The organism is Streptomyces niveus (assembly GCF_001723055.1).
Lineage (GTDB): Bacteria > Actinomycetota > Actinomycetes > Streptomycetales > Streptomycetaceae > Streptomyces > Streptomyces niveus.
Genome location: NZ_MDCR01000298.1, coordinates 1 through 19,345, shown reverse-complemented (window position 1 = coordinate 19,345; position 19,345 = coordinate 1). Strand labels below are relative to the sequence as shown.

Here is a 19,345-nt window from a genome sequence, read left to right as displayed (position 1 = left end):
CGTCGCTGTCCGACCTGGGTCAGCCGCCGAACTCCTGGAGACCCTTCAGGGCCTGGTCCAGCAGCGCCTGCCGGCCCTCCAGCTCCTTCGCCAGCTTGTCCGCCCTGGCGTTGTTGCCCGAGGCACGCGCCGTGTCGATCTGCGTACGCAGCTTGTCGACGGCTGCCTGGAGCTGGCCCGTCAGACCCGTGGCGCGTGCGAGCGCCTCCGGGTTCGTACGGCGCCACTCATTCTCCTCGGACTCCTGAAGCGCCCGCTCGACCGTCTGCATCCGGCCCTCGACCCGGGGCCTGGCGTCGCGCGGCACATGCCCGACGGCCTCCCACCGCTCGTTCAGGGCCCGGAACGCGGCACGGGCCGCCTTCAGGTCCTTCACCGGCAGCAGGCGCTCGGCCTCGGCCGCCAGCTCCTCCTTGGCCTTCAGATTCTCCGTCTGCTCCGCGTCCCGCTCGGCGAAGACCTCACCACGGGCGGCGAAGAAGACGTCCTGGGCGCCGCGGAAGCGGTTCCACAGATCGTCCTCGGCCTCGCGCTGCGCGCGGCCCGCGGCCTTCCAGTCGGTCATCAGCTCGCGGTAGCGCGCCGCCGTCCCGCCCCAGTCCGTGGAGCCCGACAGCGACTCGGCCTCGGCGACCAGCTTCTCCTTGGCCTTACGGGCCTCCTCGCGCTGCGCGTCCAGCGAGGCGAAGTGCGCCTTGCGGCGCTTGGAGAACGCCGAGCGCGCGTGCGAGAACCGGTGCCACAGCTCGTCGTCGGACTTCCGGTCGAGCCGCGGCAGGCCCTTCCAGGTGTCCACCAGCGCGCGCAGCCGCTCACCGGCGGACCGCCACTGATCGCTCTGCGCCAGCTCCTCGGCCTCCTTGACCAGAGCCTGCTTCGACTCCCGCGCGGCGTCCGTCTGCTTGGCCTTCTGGACCTTGCGCTCCTCACGGCGCGCCTCGACCGTGGCGACAAGCCCGTCGAGACGCGTACGCAGGGCGGCGAGATCCCCGACGGCGTGATGCTCGTCCACCTGCGCCCGCAGATGGTCGATGGCGGACTGCGCGTCCTTGGCCGAGAGATCGGTGGTCTTCACCCGCTTCTCAAGAAGGCCGATCTCGACCACCAGGCCCTCGTACTTGCGCTCGAAGTAGGCCAGCGCCTCCTCGGGAGAACCTGCCTGCCACGATCCGACGACCTGCTCGCCCTCGGCCGTACGCACGTACACGGTGCCTGTCTCGTCGACACGGCCCCACGGGTCGCTGCTCACAGCGCCTCCTCCACCTGATGCCGGCGAGGGGTGCCCCCCGGCATCGTCCACAGTTTCCTGGACGGGCCACGCCCGTCTTCCGCGACGCGAGAAGCGGATCCGCGAAGACGGTCCGCGCGTCGCACAACGCCAATCTAGGTGACCGGTGGCCCGGCTGTCCGCACTCCGCACGGCCGAAATTCACGGGTACGCCGACGGGGCGGGCCGTGGCCGCGGGTGACCCCCGCCACGACCCGCCCCGCCGGTCACCCGCGGTCACGTCTTGTCGACGGTGCCCTTCTCGATCGTGACGGCCTTCTTCGGCGGGCCGTCACCCTTGTTGTCGCCGGTGACACCCGCCGCGGCCACGGCCTTGACCGTCTTCAGGCCCTCGGCGTCCATCGTCCCGAACGGGGTGTACGAGGGGGGCAGCTTGGTGTCCTTGAAGACCAGGAAGAACTGGCTGCCGCCGCTGTTCGGCTGGCCGGTATTCGCCATCGCCACCGAACCCGCCGGGTAGGTCACCGCGCCGTCCGCCGCCGGCTTGCCGAGCCCGTCGAGATTCTCGTCCGCGATCGTGTACCCGGGACCGCCCGTGCCGTCGCCCTTCGGGTCGCCGCACTGGAGCACGAAGATGTTCTCCGTGGTCAGACGGTGGCACTTGGTGCCGTCGAAGAACTTCTTGTCCGTCAGGGACTTGAAGGAGTTCACCGTCTCCGGCGTCTTCGCGGCGTCCATCGCGATACCGATGTCGCCCTCGTTCGTCTTGAGGGTCATCGTGTACTTGGCCTTGGCGTCGATCGTCATCTTCGGCCCGGCCGGCTTGCTCTCGCTCGGCGACGGCGGCGACGAAGGACTGTCCTGCTGCGCGACGTCCTTCTTCTCGCCGTTGTCGTCCGTCAGGCCCGCGATGGCGTACGCGCCACCCCCCGCCGCCAGTACGACGGCCAGCGCGGAAGCGATGATCACATTGCGGCGCCTGGCCTTGCCGCGGATCTCCGCCCGGCGCTGCTGCTGCCGCTCGAACTTCTCCCTGGCAAGCTGGCGCCGGCGCTGCTCGCTGTTGACCACCGGGTCGTCTCCTCGTGTCTCTGTGAGCCCTGTCGGGCGGGCTGCGGGGAACCAAGTCCTATGAACGGTAACTAGCCCCGTACCGTATATGGGTTACCTGTGTAATGAGGAGCGCCGGTAGGCTTCTGATCTGCCGCAATCTCCCGCCGGACGACATTTGAGGACGATCGTGCTTATTGCCGGGTTCCCCGCCGGGGCCTGGGGGACCAACTGCTATCTGGTCGCCCCCGCCGCAGGCGAGGAGTGCGTGATCATCGACCCGGGCCACCAGGCCACCGAGGGTGTCCAGGAGACGCTCAAGAAGCATCGCCTGAAGCCCGTCGCCGTCATCCTCACCCATGGGCACATCGACCATGTCGCGTCGGTCGTCCCGCTCTGCGGCGCGCACGACGTGCCCGCCTGGATCCACCCGTCGGACCGGTACATGATGAGCGACCCCGAGAAGGCCCTCGGCCGCTCCATCGGGATGCCGCTGATGGGCGAGCTGACCGTGGGGGAGCCCGACGACGTCAAGGAGTTGGGCGACGGCGCCGAGCTGGACCTGGCGGGCCTGCGCTTCGGCGTCGCGCACGCGCCCGGCCATACGAAGGGGTCGGTGACCTTCGGGCTGCCCGAGGCGGCGGACATTCCGCCCCTCCTGTTCTCGGGCGACCTGCTGTTCGCCGGCTCCGTCGGACGCTCGGACCTGCCGGGCGGTGATCCGGCCGAGCTGCTCGATTCGCTGGGCCGTGTGTGCCTGCCGCTCGACGACTCGACCGTGGTGCTGTCCGGCCACGGCCCCCAGACGACCATCGGCCACGAGCGAGCCACCAACCCGTATCTGCGCGAGGTGGCCGCAGGCCCCGGAAGCGGCCCGAGCGCCGCTCCGCGACGAGGATTGTGACGCAGCCAGATCCCATGAACACCTTTCAGGCCCCCAAGGGCACGTACGACCTGCTTCCGCCGGACTCCGCCGTCTACCTCGCGGTGCGCGAGGCGATCTCCGCGCCGCTGAGGAACTCCGGCTACGGCTACATCGAGACGCCCGGCTTCGAGAACGTCGAACTCTTCGCGCGCGGTGTCGGCGAGTCCACCGACATCGTCACCAAGGAGATGTACACCCTCACCACCAAGGGCGGCTCCGAGCTGGCGCTGCGCCCCGAAGGCACGGCCTCCGTACTGCGGGCGGCGCTGGAGGCGAACCTGCACAAGGCCGGGAACCTGCCCGTCAAGCTCTGGTACTCGGGCTCGTACTACCGCTACGAGCGCCCGCAGAAGGGCCGCTACCGCCACTTCTCACAGGTCGGCGCGGAGGCCATCGGCGCCGAGGACCCGGCGCTCGACGCCGAGTTGATCATCCTCGCCGACCAGGCGTACCGCTCGCTGGGGCTGACCGGCTTCCGCATCCTGCTGAACTCCCTGGGCGACAAGGAGTGCCGCCCCGTCTACCGCGAGGCGCTGCAGACCTTCCTGCGCGACCTGGACCTGGACGACGAGACGCGCCGGCGCATCGAGATCAACCCCCTGCGGGTCCTCGACGACAAGCGCCGGGACGTACAGCGCCAGCTCACGGACGCCCCGAAGCTGCGCGACTACCTGTGCGACGCGTGCCGGGTCTACCACGCGGAGGTACGGGACCTGCTGACCGCGGCGGGTGTCGCGTACGAGGACGACGAACGGCTCGTACGGGGCCTGGACTACTACACCCGTACGACCTTCGAGTTCGTCCACGACGGCCTGGGCGCGCAGTCCGCGGTGGGCGGCGGCGGGCGCTACGACGGCCTCTCGGAGATGATCGGCGGCCCCGAACTGCCCTCGGTGGGCTGGGCGCTGGGCGTGGACCGTACGGTCCTGGCACTGGAGGCGGAGGGCATCACGCTCCAACTGCCGCCCGCCACGAGCGTGTTCGCGGTACCCCTCGGCGACGAGGCGCGCCGGCTCCTGTTCGGCGTGGTCACCGAGCTGCGCAGGGCGGGGGTCGCGGCGGACTTCAGCTTCGGCGCGAAGGGCCTCAAGGGCGCGATGAAGAACGCGAACCGCTCGGGAGCGCGTTTCACGGTGGTGCTCGGCGAACGCGACCTCGCGGAGGGCGTGGCCCAGGTCAAGGACATGGAAAGCGGCGAACAGAAGCCGGTCCCACTGGCGGCACTGGTGGCGGACCTGACGGCGAAGCTGACCTGACTCCGTACGGAGAGCACCACGGCGGGCCCCGGCACCATGTGCGGCCGGGGCCCGCCGCGCTGCGGCGCGGCGGCGAGGCTGAGTTGACTTCGGGCGCGGGGCGCCACGGCGAGTCCCGGGGACACGGAGCGCCGGGGCATCGTGCCGTGGCCACGGGCAGGAGCTTGTGCCGTTCGACGCTTCCCGCGTCGACCCCGCACCGTCGCGTGACTGTTCTCGAACTCGGGTCGTCCGCCGGCGGCCCGGCCCTCACTCCGCCAGCAGCCCGTGCCGCATCGCGTTCGTCACCGCCGCCGTGCGGTCCGTCACGCCCAGCTTGGTGAAGATGCGCAGCAGATGGGTCTTCACCGTCGATTCGCCGATGAACAGGTGGCGTCCGATCTCCGCGTTCGTGCATCCCTCGGCGACCAGCCGCAGCACCGCCGTCTCGCGCTGGGAGAGTCTGGGGCGGTCCGGGCGGCTGCGGAGTTGGTCGACCAGGCGGGCGGCCACCGAGGGAGCCAGGACCGTTTCGCCGCGGGAGGCGGCGCGTACCGCGTCCGCCAGTTCCGCGCGGGTCAGGTCCTTCAGCAGATAGCCCGCCGCGCCCGCCTCCACGGCCCGCAGGATGTCGGTGTCCGTCTCGTACGTCGTCAGGACGATGACCCGGCAGGGCAGCCCGGCCGCGCGCATGCGGCCGATCGACTCCACACCGCCGCCGCCCGGCATCCGCAGGTCCATCAGGACGATGTCCGGGCCCAGTTCGGCGCTCAACGCCTCCGCCTGGGGGCCGCTCGACGCCTCGCCGACCACCGTCAGGTCGGGCTCGGCGCTGAGCATGCCGCGCAGCCCCTCACGTACCACGGGGTGATCGTCGGCGAGCAGGACGCGGATCATGCGGGACTCCCGGTGGGCGAGGGCGACGGCGGTGGGGGCAGCGGCAGGCGTACGGCGACGAGCGTGCCGTCGCCCGGAGCGCTGCGCACCTCCGCGCTGCCGCCCATCTCAGCCGCGCGCGCCCGCAGCCCGCTGAGGCCGTACCCGCCGGACGGCGCCGAGACGTCGAAGCCGCAGCCCGTGTCCCGTATCCGCACACACAGCGCGGCGTCCGAGTACGCGAGCGAGATCGCGGCCCGCGCGCCGGCCCCCGCGTGCCGGGCGGTGTTGGACAGTGCCTCCTGGCAGGTCCGCAGCGCCACCACCTCCAGCGCCGGCGCCAGCGCGCGGGCCTGCCCGGTCACCTCGACGCTCACCTCGACGGACACCTCGGCCGGGCCCGGACCGTGCCGGGCGGCGAGCCGGCGCAGCGCGTCCGGCAGCGAGTTCCCGTTCAGATCGGCGGGCGCACCACCCGCCACCAGGGCACGCGCCTCGGCGAGATTGCGCCGGGCCGTGTCCGCCATCAGGTCCAGATGACGGCGGGCGCCCGGCAGATCCCGCTCCAGCTCCGAGTCCACCGCCTGCACGAGCATCAGCAGGCTCGTGAAGCCCTGGGCCAGCGTGTCGTGGATCTCCCGGGACATCCGCTCCCGCTCGGCCAGCGCGCCCCGCTCCGCGGAGAGCCGCGAGACCTCCTCGCGGCTCGCCTCCAGCTCGGCGATCAGCTCCGCCCGCTCCGCGCTCTGCTCGATGATCCGGATGATCCAGCTCCCGAGCACCGCGGAGAACGCCAGACTGACCACGGCGAACAGGGCGTTGAAGAAGATGGCCTCGCCGTCCGGACGCCACCACAGCGCCCACCCGATCACCGGTACGGCGTTGAGCACCCCCACCGCCCACATGGCGCGGGACATCGACAGCAGCATGAAGCACTGCGGTACGAGCGCGAACGCCGCCGAGCGCATCTCGCCCACCAGCACCGCGGGCGGGACGAACAGCCCGATCGCGACGTAGATGTAGACCAGCGCCCCCCGCGAGTCCGGGCCCCGCATCAGCTCCGCCCGCCCGAACCACACGTACCAGGGCGCCAGCAGGAGGAAGAGCGTGAACGCCGTCGCGCGCACGGGCGCCGAGTTCGGCGCGGCGATCGTGAAGATCAGCGTCACCGCCCAGACGACACCGAAGTACAGGTCCCACGGCCGGAAACCGCGGTCCCACGCGTCCGTCTCCCGCGCCCCGCCCGCCGGCGGGCTCACCCGTCGCGCCGGCTCTTCCACCGGAAGGTCAGCAGACACAGCACCAGTCCTCCGATGCACCAGGCGCCCAGTACCAGCGCGATCCGTCCGTACTCCCAGCCGCCCGCCTGCTCCAGCACGGCGGCCGTCTCGGGCAGGAACACCCCGCGCAGCCCCTGGCACATCCACTTCAGCGGGAACAGCGCGCCGATGTTCAGCAGCCAGTCGGGGATGGTGCCGACGGCGATGTACACCCCGGAGATGAACTGCAGTACCAGGAACGGTAGTACGACCACCGACGAGGCACTCTGCCCGGTCTTCGGCAGGCTGCTGATCGCGATCCCCAGCAGCGCGCACCCGGTCAGCCCGAGGACGAAGATCCAGCCGAAGGTCAGCCAGTCGACCGCGCCGGTGGGCAGCTCGATGCCGTAGAACAGCACCCCGACCGCGAGCAGCGCCACCGTCTCCAGCAGCCCGGTCACCAGGACGAGCCACACCTTGCCGAGGAAGTACGAGGCGGGCGGCATCGGCGTACCGCGCAGCCGCCTCAGCTGTTTGTTGTCCCGCTCGATCGCGATGGAGATGCCCAGCGACTGGAAACTCGTCGACATGATGCCCGCCGCGATCATCGACGGGACGTAGAGCTGCGAGGCGGTGATGCCCGCGCCCTCGACGTCGTTGCTGAAGATCGAGGCGAACAGGAAGAGGAAGACGATCGGGAAGGCGAAGGTGAAGATCGCCTGATCGCGCTGGCGGAAGAACTGCCGCAGTTCCAGGGACCCCCGCCGCAGCCCCAGCGCCCAGGTGCCGGGCAGCGCGGCGGGAGTTGTATTACGGGTGGTGTCGAGCCGGTCGGTGGCGGTCGCCATCACACGGCCTCCTGTCCGATGAGCCGCAGGTACACGTCTTCGAGGGTGGGCCGGCTGATCAGCAGCCCGGGGATCTCGCCGTCGAAGCGCCGGGTCAGCTCGGCGACGGTACGGGTCGGGGTCGTCGTGCGCTCGGTACGCGGCGAGCCGTCCCGCTCCGTCCACGCGACCGTGGCCGCCGCGTCGTACTCCGCGCGCAGACCGGACGGGGTGCCCTCCGCCACCACCCGGCCCGTCGCGATCACGGCGAGCCGGTCGGCCAGCGCCTCGGCCTCGTCCAGGTAGTGCGTGGTGAGGACGATCGTGGTGCCCTCGTCCGCGAGCGCGCGGATCAGCTCCCAGAACTGACGGCGGGCCGCCGGGTCGAAACCGGTCGTCGGCTCGTCGAGGAGCAGCAACTCGGGGCCGCCGATCACGCCGAGCGCCACGTCCAGCCGCCGCCGCTGCCCGCCGGACAGCCCCTTGACCCGGCTCGTCGCCTTCTCGCCGAGCCCGACCAGCCGGATGACCTCGTCGGGGTCGCGCGGGGCCGGGTAGTACGTGGCGAAATGGCGCACGGTCTCGCGGACCGTCAACTCGGCGGGCGCGGATTCGTCCTGCCACACAATGCCGATTCTGGAGCGCCACCGCCTGCTCCCGGTGGCGGGATCCGCCCCCAGGACCGTCACCTCGCCGCCGTCCCGGTCACGGTGGCCCTGAAGGATCTCCACCGTCGTGCTCTTGCCCGCGCCGTTGGGCCCGAGGATGCCGAAGACCTCGCCGCGTCCGATGCGCAGGTCCAGGTCCTGGACGGCCGTCACCGTGCCGTACCGCTTGCGGAGCCCGGTCACGTCCACCGCGAGATCCCCCGTCGAAGCGTGTGCTTCCGCTGCTTCTCTCATGGCCTCAGCCTCGTGCGGAACGGGCGCCTCCGGGACAACCGTCCGTACCTCCTTATGTCCATCGAACGGTGGACACGGGGGTCGGTGCGGCAGAATGACCGGGGCCCTCTGCAAGGTGCAGGCCACGAGTGACGGAACGGCGATATGACGAGTACAGCGCTGGACGACGTGTCCGCCGAGCGGGAGGACCGGGGCACCCCCGGTCTCTTCGGGGCGGGGAGAGTGCTGGCGTGGCTGCTGGTGGTGACGGGCGCCGCGGGTCTGCTGGCGTCGTGGGTGATCACCATCGACAAGTTCAAGCTGCTGGAGGATCCGGGCTTCACGCCGGGATGCAGCCTGAACCCCGTGGTGTCGTGCGGCAACATCATGAAGAGCGAGCAGGCGTCGGTGTTCGGGTTCCCGAATCCGATGCTGGGCCTGGTGACGTACGCGGCCGTCATCTGTGTGGGGCTCGGGCTGCTCGCGGGGGCGCGCTACCGGCGCTGGTTCTGGCTGGGACTCAACGCCGGGATGCTGTTCGGTGTCGGCTTCTGCACCTGGCTCCAGTACCAGTCGCTGTACAACATCAGCTCGCTCTGCCTGTGGTGCTGTCTCGCCTGGGTGGCCACGATCGTGATGTTCTCCTACGTCACGACGTACAACGTCACACGCGGGATCCTTCCGGCGCCACGGTGGCTGCGCAGCGCGATGGGGGAGTTCCACTGGGTGCTGCCGGTGCTGTGGATCGGGATCATCGGGATGCTGATCCTGACCCGCTGGTGGGACTTCTGGACCAGCTGATCGCGCCGACCGCGTTGTCAGTGGGCTGGCATAGGCTTCACGTGTGGAGCCCGACCTCTTTACCGCAGCCGCCGAAGACCGCCAGGAGAAGGACCCGTCCAGCAGCCCGCTGGCTGTGCGGATGCGCCCGCGCGTCCTGGACGAGGTCGTCGGACAGCGGCATCTGCTGAAGCCCGGCTCCCCGATGCGCCGGCTGGTCGAGCAGGCCGCCCAGGGCAGGGGACCGGCCGGACCCTCGTCGGTGCTCCTGTGGGGCCCGCCCGGCACGGGCAAGACGACGCTGGCCTATGTCGTCTCCAAGGCCACCGACGCGCGCTTCGTCGAGCTGTCCGCGATCACCGCGGGCGTCAAGGAGGTGCGCGCCGTCATCGACGGCGCCCGGCGTGCCTCCGGCGGCTTCGGCAAGGAGACCGTCCTCTTCCTGGACGAGATCCACCGCTTCAGCAAGGCCCAGCAGGACTCCCTGCTGCCCGCCGTGGAGAACCGCTGGATCACCCTCATCGCGGCCACCACCGAGAATCCGTACTTCTCGGTCATCTCCCCGCTGCTCTCCCGCTCGCTGCTGCTGACGCTTGAGCCGCTCACCGACGACGACCTGCGCGCCCTGCTGCGGCGCGCGCTCACCGAGGAGCGCGGCCTCGGCGGCGCGGTCACCCTGCCCGAGGACTCCGAGGCGCATCTGCTGCGGATCGCGGGGGGTGACGCCCGGCGCGCGCTGACCGCCCTGGAAGCGGCGGCGGGCGCCGCGATCTCCAAGGGCGAGGGGGAGATCGGCCTCGCCACGGTGGAGGAGACCGTCGACCGCGCGGCGGTGAAGTACGACCGGGACGGCGACCAGCACTACGACGTGGCGAGCGCGCTCATCAAGTCGATCCGCGGCTCCGACGTGGACGCGGCCCTGCACTATCTGGCGCGCATGATCGAGGCGGGCGAGGACCCCCGGTTCATCGCCCGCCGGCTGATGATCTCGGCCAGCGAGGACATCGGTCTCGCCGATCCGACGGCCCTGCCCACGGCGGTCGCCGCCGCCCAGGCCGTGGCGATGATCGGCTTCCCGGAGGCCGCCCTCACCCTCAGCCACGCCACGATCGCGCTCGCGCTGGCCCCGAAGTCGAACGCGGCGACGCTCGCCGTCTCCGCCGCGCTGGAGGACGTGAAGAAGGGGCTGGCCGGTCCCGTGCCACCGCATCTGCGCGACGGTCACTACAAGGGCGCGGCCAAGCTCGGTCACGCGCAGGGGTATGTGTATCCGCACGATGTGCCGGGAGGTATCGCCGCGCAGCAGTACCTCCCGGACGAGGTGCGGGGCAAGGAGTACTACACACCGACGCGGTACGGCGCGGAGGCGCGGTACGCGGACGTGGTCGAGAAGGTCCGGATGCGTCTGCGCGGCGACGCCCCCTCGAACTGACCGGGCGTACGCCGGGGTTCAGCGGCTCGCGGCGTCGAAGAGCGCGTGCATGGCGCGGCGCAGTTCCGCGATGCCGCGCACCGGCTCGGGGAAGTCGAAGCGGGCGTCGAAGCAGTTGACGCCGGTGAAGCGCACCCGCAGACCGAAGCGGTCCACACCGACCGGTACGGCCGCCGTGCCGCCGGTGCGCCCGCCGAGCAGCGAGCGCAGCATCGACACCTCGGCGCTGTGCGCGGAGTGCAGATGCTGGAGCAGTTCCGCCTCGTGCTCGGAGAGCGGGTCCGCCACCGCGCACGCGAACGCGTCCGCCTCCACCGACTCGGCGCCCCAGAGGTCGTCCACGTACGCCTCGCCGACCTCCAGCCGCAGCGTCGTCCGACCGGGCTCCGCGGCGCCGGGTGCGCGCGTCAGCCAGCCGGAGACCCAGGCGCGGCCCCGGATACGGTGGGGGACGGAGACCGGCGCGACATCCGTGACCTCCAGCACCACGGGCAGCTCGTCGGCCTGCGCGTGCGTCGCCGCCCTGACGACGGGGGAGTCCGCGGCGAAGACCAGGAGCACGTCACCGTCGGCGTCCACGGCCCGCGCGTCGGGCATCAACTGGTCGGGTCGCAGGGCGTCCAGGCCCGGGACGAGCAGCACACCTGAGCATGTACTCTGTACGAGAGTTCGTGTGCGCTCGGCTGCTGACGGCATCCGGGCGATTTCAAGCCCGCTGGGACGCGGCTGACCATGAGCTGATCGGACCTCCGTCGTATCGATGCCCTGCGCGTCGAGACTGTCTGTGATGCGTGTGGTGTTCCCAGGGCGACGAGACATGCGATCTCCTTTGAGTAAGGTGAGCCTAACCTAACCTACAACGGAGGTCTGGAGAACGTGCCTAACCAGTCGCGTCCCAAGGTCAAGAAGTCACGCGCGCTCGGTATCGCGCTGACGCCGAAGGCCGTGAAGTACTTCGAGGCCCGTCCCTACCCGCCGGGCGAGCACGGCCGTGGCCGCAAGCAGAACAGTGACTACAAGGTCCGTCTGCTCGAGAAGCAGCGTCTGCGTGCCCAGTACGACATCAGCGAGCGCCAGATGGCCCGCGCCTACGACCGCGCCCGCAAGGCCGGCGGCAAGACCGGCGAGGCCCTGGTCGTCGAGCTGGAGCGTCGCCTCGACGCCCTGGTCCTGCGTTCGGGCATCGCCCGCACCATCTACCAGGCCCGTCAGATGGTCGTCCACGGCCACATCGAGGTCAACGGCGGCAAGGTCGACAAGCCGTCGTTCCGGGTCCGTCCCGACGACGTCATCATGGTCCGCGAGCGCAGCCGCGAGAAGGTTCCCTTCCAGGTCGCGCGCGAGGGTGGCTACGACACCGACGGCGAGACCCCGCGCTACCTCCAGGTCAACCTGAAGGCGCTGGCGTTCCGCCTGGACCGTGACCCGCTGCGCAAGGAAATCCCGGTCATCTGCGACGAGCAGCTCGTCGTCGAGTACTACGCCCGCTGATCCCAGGCCGGTACTCCGCGCGATCGACCGCGCTTCAGCCCGCCGCTTCCCCGCCGATCTGGCCGGGGGAGCCGGCGGGCTCTCGCGTTTCCCGGTCCGTTCTGCGCTCCGCCTCTCGCGCGGGCGGGGGCCTGCGCTCGCCCGACGGCTGACGCGGCGGTACGGACCCCGCGCGCGGCCCGGCCAGCACACGCTCGACGGCACTCGCCGGCGGCAGGGCGCGTCCCTCCGCCACCCGGGCGCCGTACCGCTCGGCCCCCAGCAGCTCCGTCGCACGCCGTTCGCACTGTTCGTGCGGCGCTCCGAAGGTCGGCGAGCCGAACAGGGGCGCCCCGACCGACCGCCAGAGCCGCTCGGCCGCCCCCTGGAGCACCGCGGCCTCCGCCGGATCACCCTCGTCCGCGGTCACCAGGGCCATCAGCTCCATCGCCAGCACCAGACCGACCAGGTCGTTGAACGTGTGGTGGATGGTGACGGCCTCGGTCAGCAGCGCGCGTGCCTCACCGAGCCGGCCGCGCGTCCAGGCCGCGTACGCGTGGACGTAGAGCGCGTACGACCGGGCCCAGCGCTCGCCGCTCTCCTCGCAGATCTCCCGCACGTCGGCGCACAGCGCCACCGCCGCGTCCAGGTCGCCCTGGAAGGCCAGGGAGAGGGCCAGCTCCGCCTGGCCCATGAGCACGTTGCTGTTGATCTCGCCCAGCTCGCGGTACGCGCCGAGGGCGGCGCGCAGCAGCCGTTCGGCGCGCGGCATGTCACCGGTCAGGAGCGCCAGACAGCCCAGCCGGTGCACCGCGTACGCGCGGGCCAGGGCGTTTCCCGTACGGGCGGCCTCGCCCCGGCATTCGTACAGCGCCCTCACCGCGGCCGTGTTGTCCCCCTGGAGGATGGCGACATAGCCCAGCACCCACAGCGCCTTGAGCCGCGCCCCCTCATGCCCTTCGCCGTCGTGCCATTGCCCCGGCTCCTCCCGCGGCTCGTCGCGGGAGACCTCCGGCGCGAGCGAGCGCTCCAGCCAGTGCCGGCCCTCGGTGAGCCGGCCGCAGCCCGCCCAGTAGAACCAGAGCGTGCCCGTCAGATGCTGACCCAGATGCGCCTCGCCCGCCGTCTCCAGGCAGAGCTCGATGGCGGCGCGCAGATTGGGCAGCGCGCTGTCCGCGCAGGCGGCGATCTCCACCTGCCGGGGGCTGAACCAGTCCACCTCGCACCAGGTGACCAGTCCCATGTACCAGTCGCGGTGTCTCCTGCGCATCCGATCGGTGTCCGCCAGGGCGTCCAGCCACTCGGCGCCGTACGCGCGCACCGTGTCCAGCATCCGGTAGCGCGGCCCGGCCGGTGAGTCCTCGCGTACGACCACGGACTGGGCGATCAGTTCGCCGAGCACGTCCAGCACGCTCTCGTCCGGCAGTTCGGGACCGGCGCACACGTACTCGACCGCCTCCAGGTCGAAGGGCCCGGCGAAGACCGACAGCCGCGCCCACAGCAGCCGTTCGGCCGGGGCGCACAGCTCGTGGCTCCAGCCGATCGCGGTACGGAGCGTGCGATGGCGCGGCAGTTCGCCGCGCGAGCCGCCGGTGAGCAGGTGGAAGCGGTCGTCGATCCGCCGCAGGATCTGGTCCACGGACAGGGCGCGCAGCCGCGCCGCGGCCAGTTCGAGCGCGAGCGGGATGCCGTCCAGGCGCCGGCACAACTCCCGTACGGCGTCGTCGTGTTCGTCCAGCGCGGGGCCGGGCGCCACGTCCAGTGCCCGGTCGGCGAAGAGCCGCGCCGCGTCGGTGTCCGACATCGGGGCCAGGGGCAGGGTCCGTTCGCCCTCCAGCCGCAGGGGGCGGCGGCCGACGGCCAGCACCTGGAGGCCGGGGCAGTGGCGCAGCAGATCCCGTACCAGCTCCGCGCACGGGTCGACGAGCTGCTCGAAGCCGTCGAGCACCAGCAGCAGGTCCCGGCCGGCGAGATGGGCGCGCAGCACCTCGCGGGCCGGCCGGCCGCTGTGGTCGGTGACGCGCAGCGCGTCCACGAGCGCGTGGTCGAGGAGTCCGGGGTCGCGGATCGCGGCGAGTTCGGCGAGCCAGACACCGTCGCAGTAGCGTTTCTCCAGATCCGCCGAGCGCACGGACAGGGCCGCTCGCACGGCCAGTCGCGTCTTGCCGACACCGCCCACACCCACCAGGGTGAGCAGCCGGACCTCGCCGAGAAGACGTGTCAGCTCGGCCAGTTCGTCGGCACGGCCCACGAACCGGTTCAGCTCCGCGGGGAGATTGCCGGGGACAGGTCGCATGAGACACGCAGAGTACTCATGCGGCAGCACTGCGTACAATCCGCCGGGGCAACTGCCCCTCCCCGCCCCGCCCGATGAGGTAGGGTCCGCGACCGCCCTAAAGCGGTACGGGGAGCCACCCGGGGCGCGATAGGCTCAAGGGACGACTTTCTCAAGGCCCTGGGACCACTCCGGTCCGGGCGGGCCGACAACGACAGCGTTCCCCGCGCCCGTGGGGACGGTCCCGAAGCAGAGAGCGGTGCAGCGTGACCGGTGGAGAGGTTGCCGGGATCCTGGTGGCCGTCTTCTGGGCGGTGCTGGTCACCCTCCTCGCCGTGGTGCTCGTGAGGCTGGCCCAGACGCTCAAGGCGACCACCAAACTCGTGGCGGACGTGACCGACCAGGCCGTACCGCTGCTGGCGGACGCCTCGGCGACCGTACGCGCGGCGCAGACCCAGCTCGACCGGGTCGACGCCATCGCGACGGACGTCCAGGAGGTCACCTCCAACGCGTCGGCGCTCTCCACGACCGTGGCGTCGACCTTCGGCGGACCCCTGGTGAAGGTCGCCGCCTTCGGTTACGGGGTACGCCGGGCGATGGGCCGCAAGGCACCGGCCGAGCCGGCACCCGCCGACCGCAAGGCACCGGTACCGGCCGCGCGCGGCCGGCGCACGGTGATCGTGGGCAGGACCGTTCCGTCCGCCCGACGCAGCAGGAAGCAGAAGGGCTGAGGCAGCGATGTTCCGCCGTACGTTCTGGTTCACCGCGGGTGCGGCGGCCGGTGTGTGGGCCACCACCAAGGTCCACGCCAAAGTCCGCCAGTTGGCGCCCGAGTCCCTCGCCGCACAGGCGGCCGACAAGGCCGTCGACGCCGGACACCGGCTCAGGGACTTCGCACTCGACGTCCGCGCGGGCATGGCCCAGCGCGAATCCGAACTGGGCGAGGTACTGGGGCTCGACGCACCCGTCGACCCCGAACTCCCCGCCGGACGGCGCCTCGCCGTCGAGGGCCGCGTCGAACGCCCGTACAACGACCACCCGCACAGCTCCCGAATCAACTCGCGTACACCGCACAACCGGAATGAGGACCACTGATGGAGTCGGCTGAAATCCGTCGCCGCTGGCTGCGCTTCTTCGAGGAGCGCGGACACACCGTCGTCCCCTCGGCGTCGCTCATCGCGGACGACCCGACTCTGCTGCTGGTCCCCGCGGGCATGGTCCCCTTCAAGCCGTACTTCCTCGGCGAGGCCAAGCCGCCCGCCCCCAGGCTGACCAGCGTGCAGAAGTGCGTCCGTACGCCGGACATCGAAGAGGTCGGCAAGACCACCCGGCACGGCACGTTCTTCCAGATGTGCGGCAACTTCTCCTTCGGTGACTACTTCAAGGAAGGTGTCATCCCGCTCGCCTGGGAGCTGCTGACCACCTCGGTGGCCGACGGCGGTTACGGCCTGGACCCGGAGAAGCTGTGGGTCACGGTCTATCTGGACGACGACGAGGCCGCGGACATCTGGACCGACAAGGTCGGGTTCCCCGCCGAGCGCATCCAGCGCCTGGGCAAGAAGGAGAACTACTGGTCCATGGGCGTCCCCGGCCCCTGCGGACCCTGCTCGGAGATCTTCTACGACCGCGGCCCCGAGTTCGGCGAGGCGGGCGGCCCCGCCGTCAACGACGAGCGCTACGTGGAGATCTGGAACCTGGTCTTCATGCAGTACGAGCGCGGTGAGGGGGAGGGCAAGGAGAACTTCGAGATCCTCGGCGACCTCCCCTCCAAGAACATCGACACCGGTCTCGGCCTCGAACGTCTCGCCATGGTCCTCCAGGGCGTCCACAACATGTTCGAGATCGACACCTCGATGGCCGTCATCGACAAGGCCACCGAGCTGACCGGCGTCCGCTACGGCGCCGACCCCGCCTCCGACGTCTCGCTGCGCATCGTCACCGACCACATGCGCACCTCCGTGATGCTCATCGGCGACGGAGTCACCCCCGGCAACGAGGGCCGCGGCTACGTCCTGCGCCGCATCCTGCGCCGCGCCGTACGCAACATGCGCCTCCTCGGCGCCACCGGACCGGTCGTCGCCGACCTGCTCGACGTGGTCATCGGCTCCATGGGCGAGCAGTACCCCGAGCTGATCACCGACCGCAAGCGCATCGAGGCCGTCGCCCTCGCCGAGGAAGCCGCCTTCCTCAAGGCCATCAAGGGCGGCACCAACATCCTCGACACCGCCGTCACCGACACCAAGGCCGCCGGTGGCACGGTCCTGGCCGGCGACAAGGCGTTCCTGCTCCACGACACCTGGGGCTTCCCGATCGACCTCACCCTCGAAATGGCCGCCGAACAGGGCCTGTCCGTGGACGAGGACGGCTTCCGCCGGCTCATGAAGGAGCAGCGGGACCGGGCCAAGGCCGACGCCAAGGCCAAGAAGACCGGGCACGCCGACCTCTCCGCGTACCGCGAGGTCGCCGACACCTCCGGCTCCACCGAGTTCACCGGATACGGCTCCACCGAGGGCGAGTCCCGGATCGTCGGTCTGCTCGTCGACGGTGTGCCGTCGCCCGCCGCCACCGAGGGCGACGAGGTCGAGGTCGTACTCGACCGCACCCCGTTCTACGCCGAGGGCGGCGGTCAGCTCGCCGACCAGGGCCGGATCAAGCTCGACACCGGCGCCGTCATCCAGGTGCGCGACGTCCAGCAGCCGGTCCCGGGTGTCTCCGTGCACAAGGGGTCCGTGCAGGTCGGCGAAGTCACCGTCGGCTCCGCCGCGTTCGCCGCCATCGACGTCCGGCGCCGCCGCGCCATCGCCCGCGCCCACAGTGCCACCCACCTGACGCACCAGGCGCTGCGCGACGCGCTCGGCCCGACGGCCGCCCAGGCCGGCTCCGAGAACTCGCCGGGCCGCTTCCGCTTCGACTTCGGCTCGCCCGCCGCCGTACCCGGCACGGTCCTCACCGACGTCGAGCAGAAGATCAACGAAGTCCTGGCCCGTGAACTCGACGTCCAGGCCGAGGTCATGTCCATCGACGACGCCAAGAAGCAGGGTGCCATCGCCGAGTTCGGCGAGAAGTACGGCGAGCGGGTCCGCGTCGTCACCATCGGCGACTTCTCCAAGGAGCTGTGCGGCGGCACGCACGTGCACAACACCGCCCAGCTCGGTCTGGTGAAGCTGCTCGGCGAGTCCTCGATCGGCTCCGGCGTGCGCCGTATCGAGGCGCTGGTGGGCGTGGACGCGTACAACTTCCTCGCCAAGGAGCACACCGTCGTCGCCCAGCTCCAGGAGCTGGTCAAGGGCCGCTCCGAGGAACTGCCTGAGAAGATCGCCGGCATGCTCGCCAAGCTGAAGGACGCCGAGAAGGAGATCGAGAAGTTCCGCGCGGAGAAGGTGCTGGCCGCCGCCGCCGGACTGGTCGAGGGCGCCAAGGACGTACGGGGCACGGCCCTGGTCACCGGACAGGTGCCCGACGGCACGTCGGCCGACGACCTGCGCAGGCTGGTGCTCGACGTACGCGGCCGGATCACCGGCGGCCGGCCGGCCGTCGTCGCCCTCTTCACGACCGCGGGCGGGCGTCCGCTGACGGTCATCGCCACCAACGAGGCCGCCCGTGAGCGCGGGCTCAAGGCCGGCGAGCTGGTCCGCGCCGCCGCCAAGACCCTCGGCGGCGGAGGCGGCGGCAAGCCGGACGTCGCCCAGGGCGGCGGTCAGAACCCCGAGGCCATCGGCGACGCCGTGGCCGCCGTCGAGCGCCTCGTCACCGAGACGGCCTGAGATCCCGTGACGAAGGACGTGGCAGCGTGACGGCCCTCGCGCGCCGGGGCCGCAGACTGGCCGTCGACGTCGGGGACGCCCGGATCGGGGTCGCCTCGTGCGACCCCGACGGGGTCCTCGCGACGCCGGTGGAGACCGTGCCGGGACGCGATGTCCCGGCCGCCCACCGGCGGCTGGTCCAGCTGGTGGAGGAGTACGAGCCGATCGAGGTCGTGATCGGTCTGCCGCGCTCGCTCAGCGGCGGAGAGGGCCCGGCGGCGGTCAAGGTACGGGCCTTCGCGGGCGAGGTGGCGAGACGTATCGCCCCGGTCCCGGTACGGCTCGTCGATGAGAGAATGACCACGGTCAGCGCCGGTCAGGGGCTGCGTGCCTCGGGCGTGAAGTCCAAGAAGGGCCGGTCCGTCATCGACCAGGTGGCGGCCGTCATCATCCTGCAGAACGCGCTGGAGTCCGAACGGGCCTCGGGCGCGCCGCCCGGCGAAGGTGTGCGGGTTCAGACCTGAGACGTCCGATCGGGCGAAACCGGAACATACTTACGGTTATCTGTATGCGCAGGTGACCGTCGTCTTGTCGCGATACGGTAACGTTCCGCGCGATGCGGCTGGATTCGAACAACTGCCGCACAGAGAGAGGCGTCGCGGGCACCGGGCCATCCGAGCCCGGCACCGGTCGCCTCGCGGCTCTAGGGGATCGATGACTGACTATGGCCGGGGTCGAGGCCCTGAACCGTGGCACCCCGAGGATCCCTTGTACGGGGACCAGGGGTGGGGCGCCCAACAGGCCGCCGACGGCGGGACTCCTTACGACGCTCAGGCCCAGCAGCCCCCTCCGCAGCAGCAGTACGACCCCGGGTACGGGGGAGGTGGCTGGGACGCGGGTCAGCAGCAGTACGCCCAGCAGCAGCACCATCCCCAGCAGCCTCAACATCCTCAGTACCCACAGCAGCAGCAACAACACCCACAGCAGCAGTACGACCCGCAGTACGACGGGGGCGGCTGGGACACGGGTCAGCAGCAGTACGACCCGCAGCAGCCGCACCACCCCCAGCAGCCTCAGCACCCCCAGTACCAGCAACAACACCCGCAGTACCAGCAGCCCGAATACCCGCAGCAGCAGTACCACGACCCGCAGTACGGCAATCAGCAGTACGTCGGCCGGCAGCCCAACAGCCCCCAGTACGACGGTGGTTGGGACACCGGGCAGCAGGCGGCCACCCCGTACGGCGAGAACCACGGCGACCCCTACGCGGGCCGGCAGGGCGCCGGTTACGGCGGCGAGAACCCCGACCCGTACGGCACCTCCGAGGCGTACCCCCCGCCCAGCCCGCCGGGACACGGTCAGCC

17 protein-coding genes and 1 pseudogene are annotated in these 19,345 nt (G+C 71.0%); 10 read left to right on the top strand and 8 right to left on the bottom strand.

Going from position 1 to position 19,345, the window contains the following annotated elements; translation table 11 throughout:
• Positions 1 to 19: 19 nt before the first annotated feature.
• Both BHU15_RS29195 and BHU15_RS29190 read right to left on the bottom strand, forming a co-directional pair.
• On the bottom strand, positions 20 to 1,249 hold the full coding sequence (locus BHU15_RS29195; protein ID WP_023542952.1) for a DUF349 domain-containing protein: 1,230 nt from the start codon (positions 1,247 to 1,249) through the stop codon (positions 20 to 22).
• 255 nt (positions 1,250 to 1,504) lie between these two features.
• Complete coding sequence (locus tag BHU15_RS29190) at positions 1,505 to 2,299, bottom strand: peptidylprolyl isomerase (RefSeq protein WP_069629908.1); 795 nt, start codon at positions 2,297 to 2,299, stop codon at positions 1,505 to 1,507.
• A 169-nt stretch (positions 2,300 to 2,468) separates the two neighbouring features.
• On the opposite strand from BHU15_RS29190, the gene BHU15_RS29185 reads away from it, so the two are divergent.
• Together BHU15_RS29185 and hisS are read left to right on the top strand one after the other, a co-directional pair.
• Positions 2,469 to 3,182: an MBL fold metallo-hydrolase gene (locus BHU15_RS29185; protein WP_069629907.1), complete on the top strand. Its 714-nt coding sequence runs from the start codon at positions 2,469 to 2,471 to the stop codon at positions 3,180 to 3,182.
• Positions 3,183 to 3,196: 14 nt separating this feature from the next.
• The gene (hisS, locus tag BHU15_RS29180) at positions 3,197 to 4,459 is read left to right on the top strand and encodes a histidine--tRNA ligase (RefSeq protein ID WP_069629906.1); all 1,263 of its coding nucleotides are present in this window, start codon (positions 3,197 to 3,199) and stop codon (positions 4,457 to 4,459) included.
• Positions 4,460 to 4,708: 249 nt separating this feature from the next.
• Here the strand turns inward: hisS and BHU15_RS29175 are convergent, their stop codons facing one another.
• Genes BHU15_RS29175 through BHU15_RS29160 form a run of 4 tightly spaced genes read right to left on the bottom strand, consistent with a single transcriptional unit; the run spans position 4,709 to position 8,302 of the window.
• Entirely contained in the window at positions 4,709 to 5,335 is a 627-nt protein-coding gene (locus tag BHU15_RS29175; RefSeq protein ID WP_069629905.1) for a response regulator, read from the bottom strand.
• Positions 5,332 to 6,612: a sensor histidine kinase gene (locus tag BHU15_RS29170; protein WP_079128448.1), complete on the bottom strand. Its 1,281-nt coding sequence runs from the start codon at positions 6,610 to 6,612 to the stop codon at positions 5,332 to 5,334. The genes BHU15_RS29175 and BHU15_RS29170 overlap by 4 nt, the downstream gene beginning before the upstream one ends.
• Positions 6,570 to 7,421: an ABC transporter permease gene (locus tag BHU15_RS29165; RefSeq protein WP_069629903.1), complete on the bottom strand. Its 852-nt coding sequence runs from the start codon at positions 7,419 to 7,421 to the stop codon at positions 6,570 to 6,572. The genes BHU15_RS29170 and BHU15_RS29165 overlap by 43 nt, the downstream gene beginning before the upstream one ends.
• A complete protein-coding gene (locus tag BHU15_RS29160; RefSeq protein WP_069629902.1) occupies positions 7,421 to 8,302 on the bottom strand; it encodes an ABC transporter ATP-binding protein in 882 nt (293 codons plus the stop codon). The genes BHU15_RS29165 and BHU15_RS29160 overlap by 1 nt, the downstream gene beginning before the upstream one ends.
• A 144-nt stretch (positions 8,303 to 8,446) precedes the next feature.
• Between BHU15_RS29160 and BHU15_RS29155 the strand changes: the two genes are divergently transcribed.
• Both BHU15_RS29155 and BHU15_RS29150 read left to right on the top strand, forming a co-directional pair.
• A complete protein-coding gene (locus BHU15_RS29155) occupies positions 8,447 to 9,082 on the top strand; it encodes a vitamin K epoxide reductase family protein (RefSeq protein ID WP_069629901.1) in 636 nt (211 codons plus the stop codon).
• A 43-nt stretch (positions 9,083 to 9,125) separates the two neighbouring features.
• Entirely contained in the window at positions 9,126 to 10,493 is a 1,368-nt protein-coding gene (locus BHU15_RS29150; protein WP_031232187.1) for a replication-associated recombination protein A, read from the top strand.
• An 18-nt stretch (positions 10,494 to 10,511) separates the two neighbouring features.
• Here the strand turns inward: BHU15_RS29150 and BHU15_RS29145 are convergent, their stop codons facing one another.
• The gene (locus BHU15_RS29145) at positions 10,512 to 11,189 is read right to left on the bottom strand and encodes a DUF2470 domain-containing protein (protein ID WP_069629900.1); all 678 of its coding nucleotides are present in this window, start codon (positions 11,187 to 11,189) and stop codon (positions 10,512 to 10,514) included.
• Positions 11,190 to 11,369: 180 nt separating this feature from the next.
• On the opposite strand from BHU15_RS29145, the gene rpsD reads away from it, so the two are divergent.
• Positions 11,370 to 11,984, top strand: coding sequence for a 30S ribosomal protein S4 (gene rpsD / locus BHU15_RS29140; protein ID WP_023542962.1), 615 nt, complete (start codon positions 11,370 to 11,372; stop codon positions 11,982 to 11,984).
• 34 nt (positions 11,985 to 12,018) lie between these two features.
• Here rpsD and BHU15_RS29135 read toward each other — a convergent pair whose 3' ends face one another.
• Positions 12,019 to 14,259 carry an ATP-binding protein gene (locus BHU15_RS29135; protein ID WP_069629899.1) on the bottom strand — a complete coding sequence of 747 codons (2,241 nt, stop codon included), beginning with the start codon at positions 14,257 to 14,259 and terminating at the stop codon, positions 12,019 to 12,021.
• Between the two features lie 245 nt (positions 14,260 to 14,504).
• Here BHU15_RS29135 and BHU15_RS29130 point away from each other — a divergent pair, with 245 nt between their 5' ends.
• The 5 genes and pseudogenes from BHU15_RS29130 to BHU15_RS39455 all read left to right on the top strand — a co-directional run.
• Positions 14,505 to 14,969 (top strand): DUF948 domain-containing protein, encoded by a 465-nt coding sequence (locus tag BHU15_RS29130; RefSeq protein ID WP_069629898.1) that lies wholly within the window; start codon positions 14,505 to 14,507, stop codon positions 14,967 to 14,969.
• A gap of 7 nt (positions 14,970 to 14,976) precedes the next feature.
• Complete coding sequence (locus BHU15_RS29125; protein WP_069629897.1) at positions 14,977 to 15,333, top strand: DUF6167 family protein; 357 nt, start codon at positions 14,977 to 14,979, stop codon at positions 15,331 to 15,333.
• Complete coding sequence (alaS, locus tag BHU15_RS29120; RefSeq protein ID WP_023542966.1) at positions 15,333 to 18,002, top strand: alanine--tRNA ligase; 2,670 nt, start codon at positions 15,333 to 15,335, stop codon at positions 18,000 to 18,002. Before BHU15_RS29125 ends, alaS begins: the two co-directional genes overlap by 1 nt.
• A gap of 26 nt (positions 18,003 to 18,028) precedes the next feature.
• Positions 18,029 to 18,505 carry a Holliday junction resolvase RuvX gene (gene ruvX / locus BHU15_RS29115; protein ID WP_023542967.1) on the top strand — a complete coding sequence of 159 codons (477 nt, stop codon included), beginning with the start codon at positions 18,029 to 18,031 and terminating at the stop codon, positions 18,503 to 18,505.
• A gap of 244 nt (positions 18,506 to 18,749) precedes the next feature.
• Positions 18,750 to 19,345 (top strand): annotated as a pseudogene (locus BHU15_RS39455) (hypothetical protein); the annotation flags it as partial.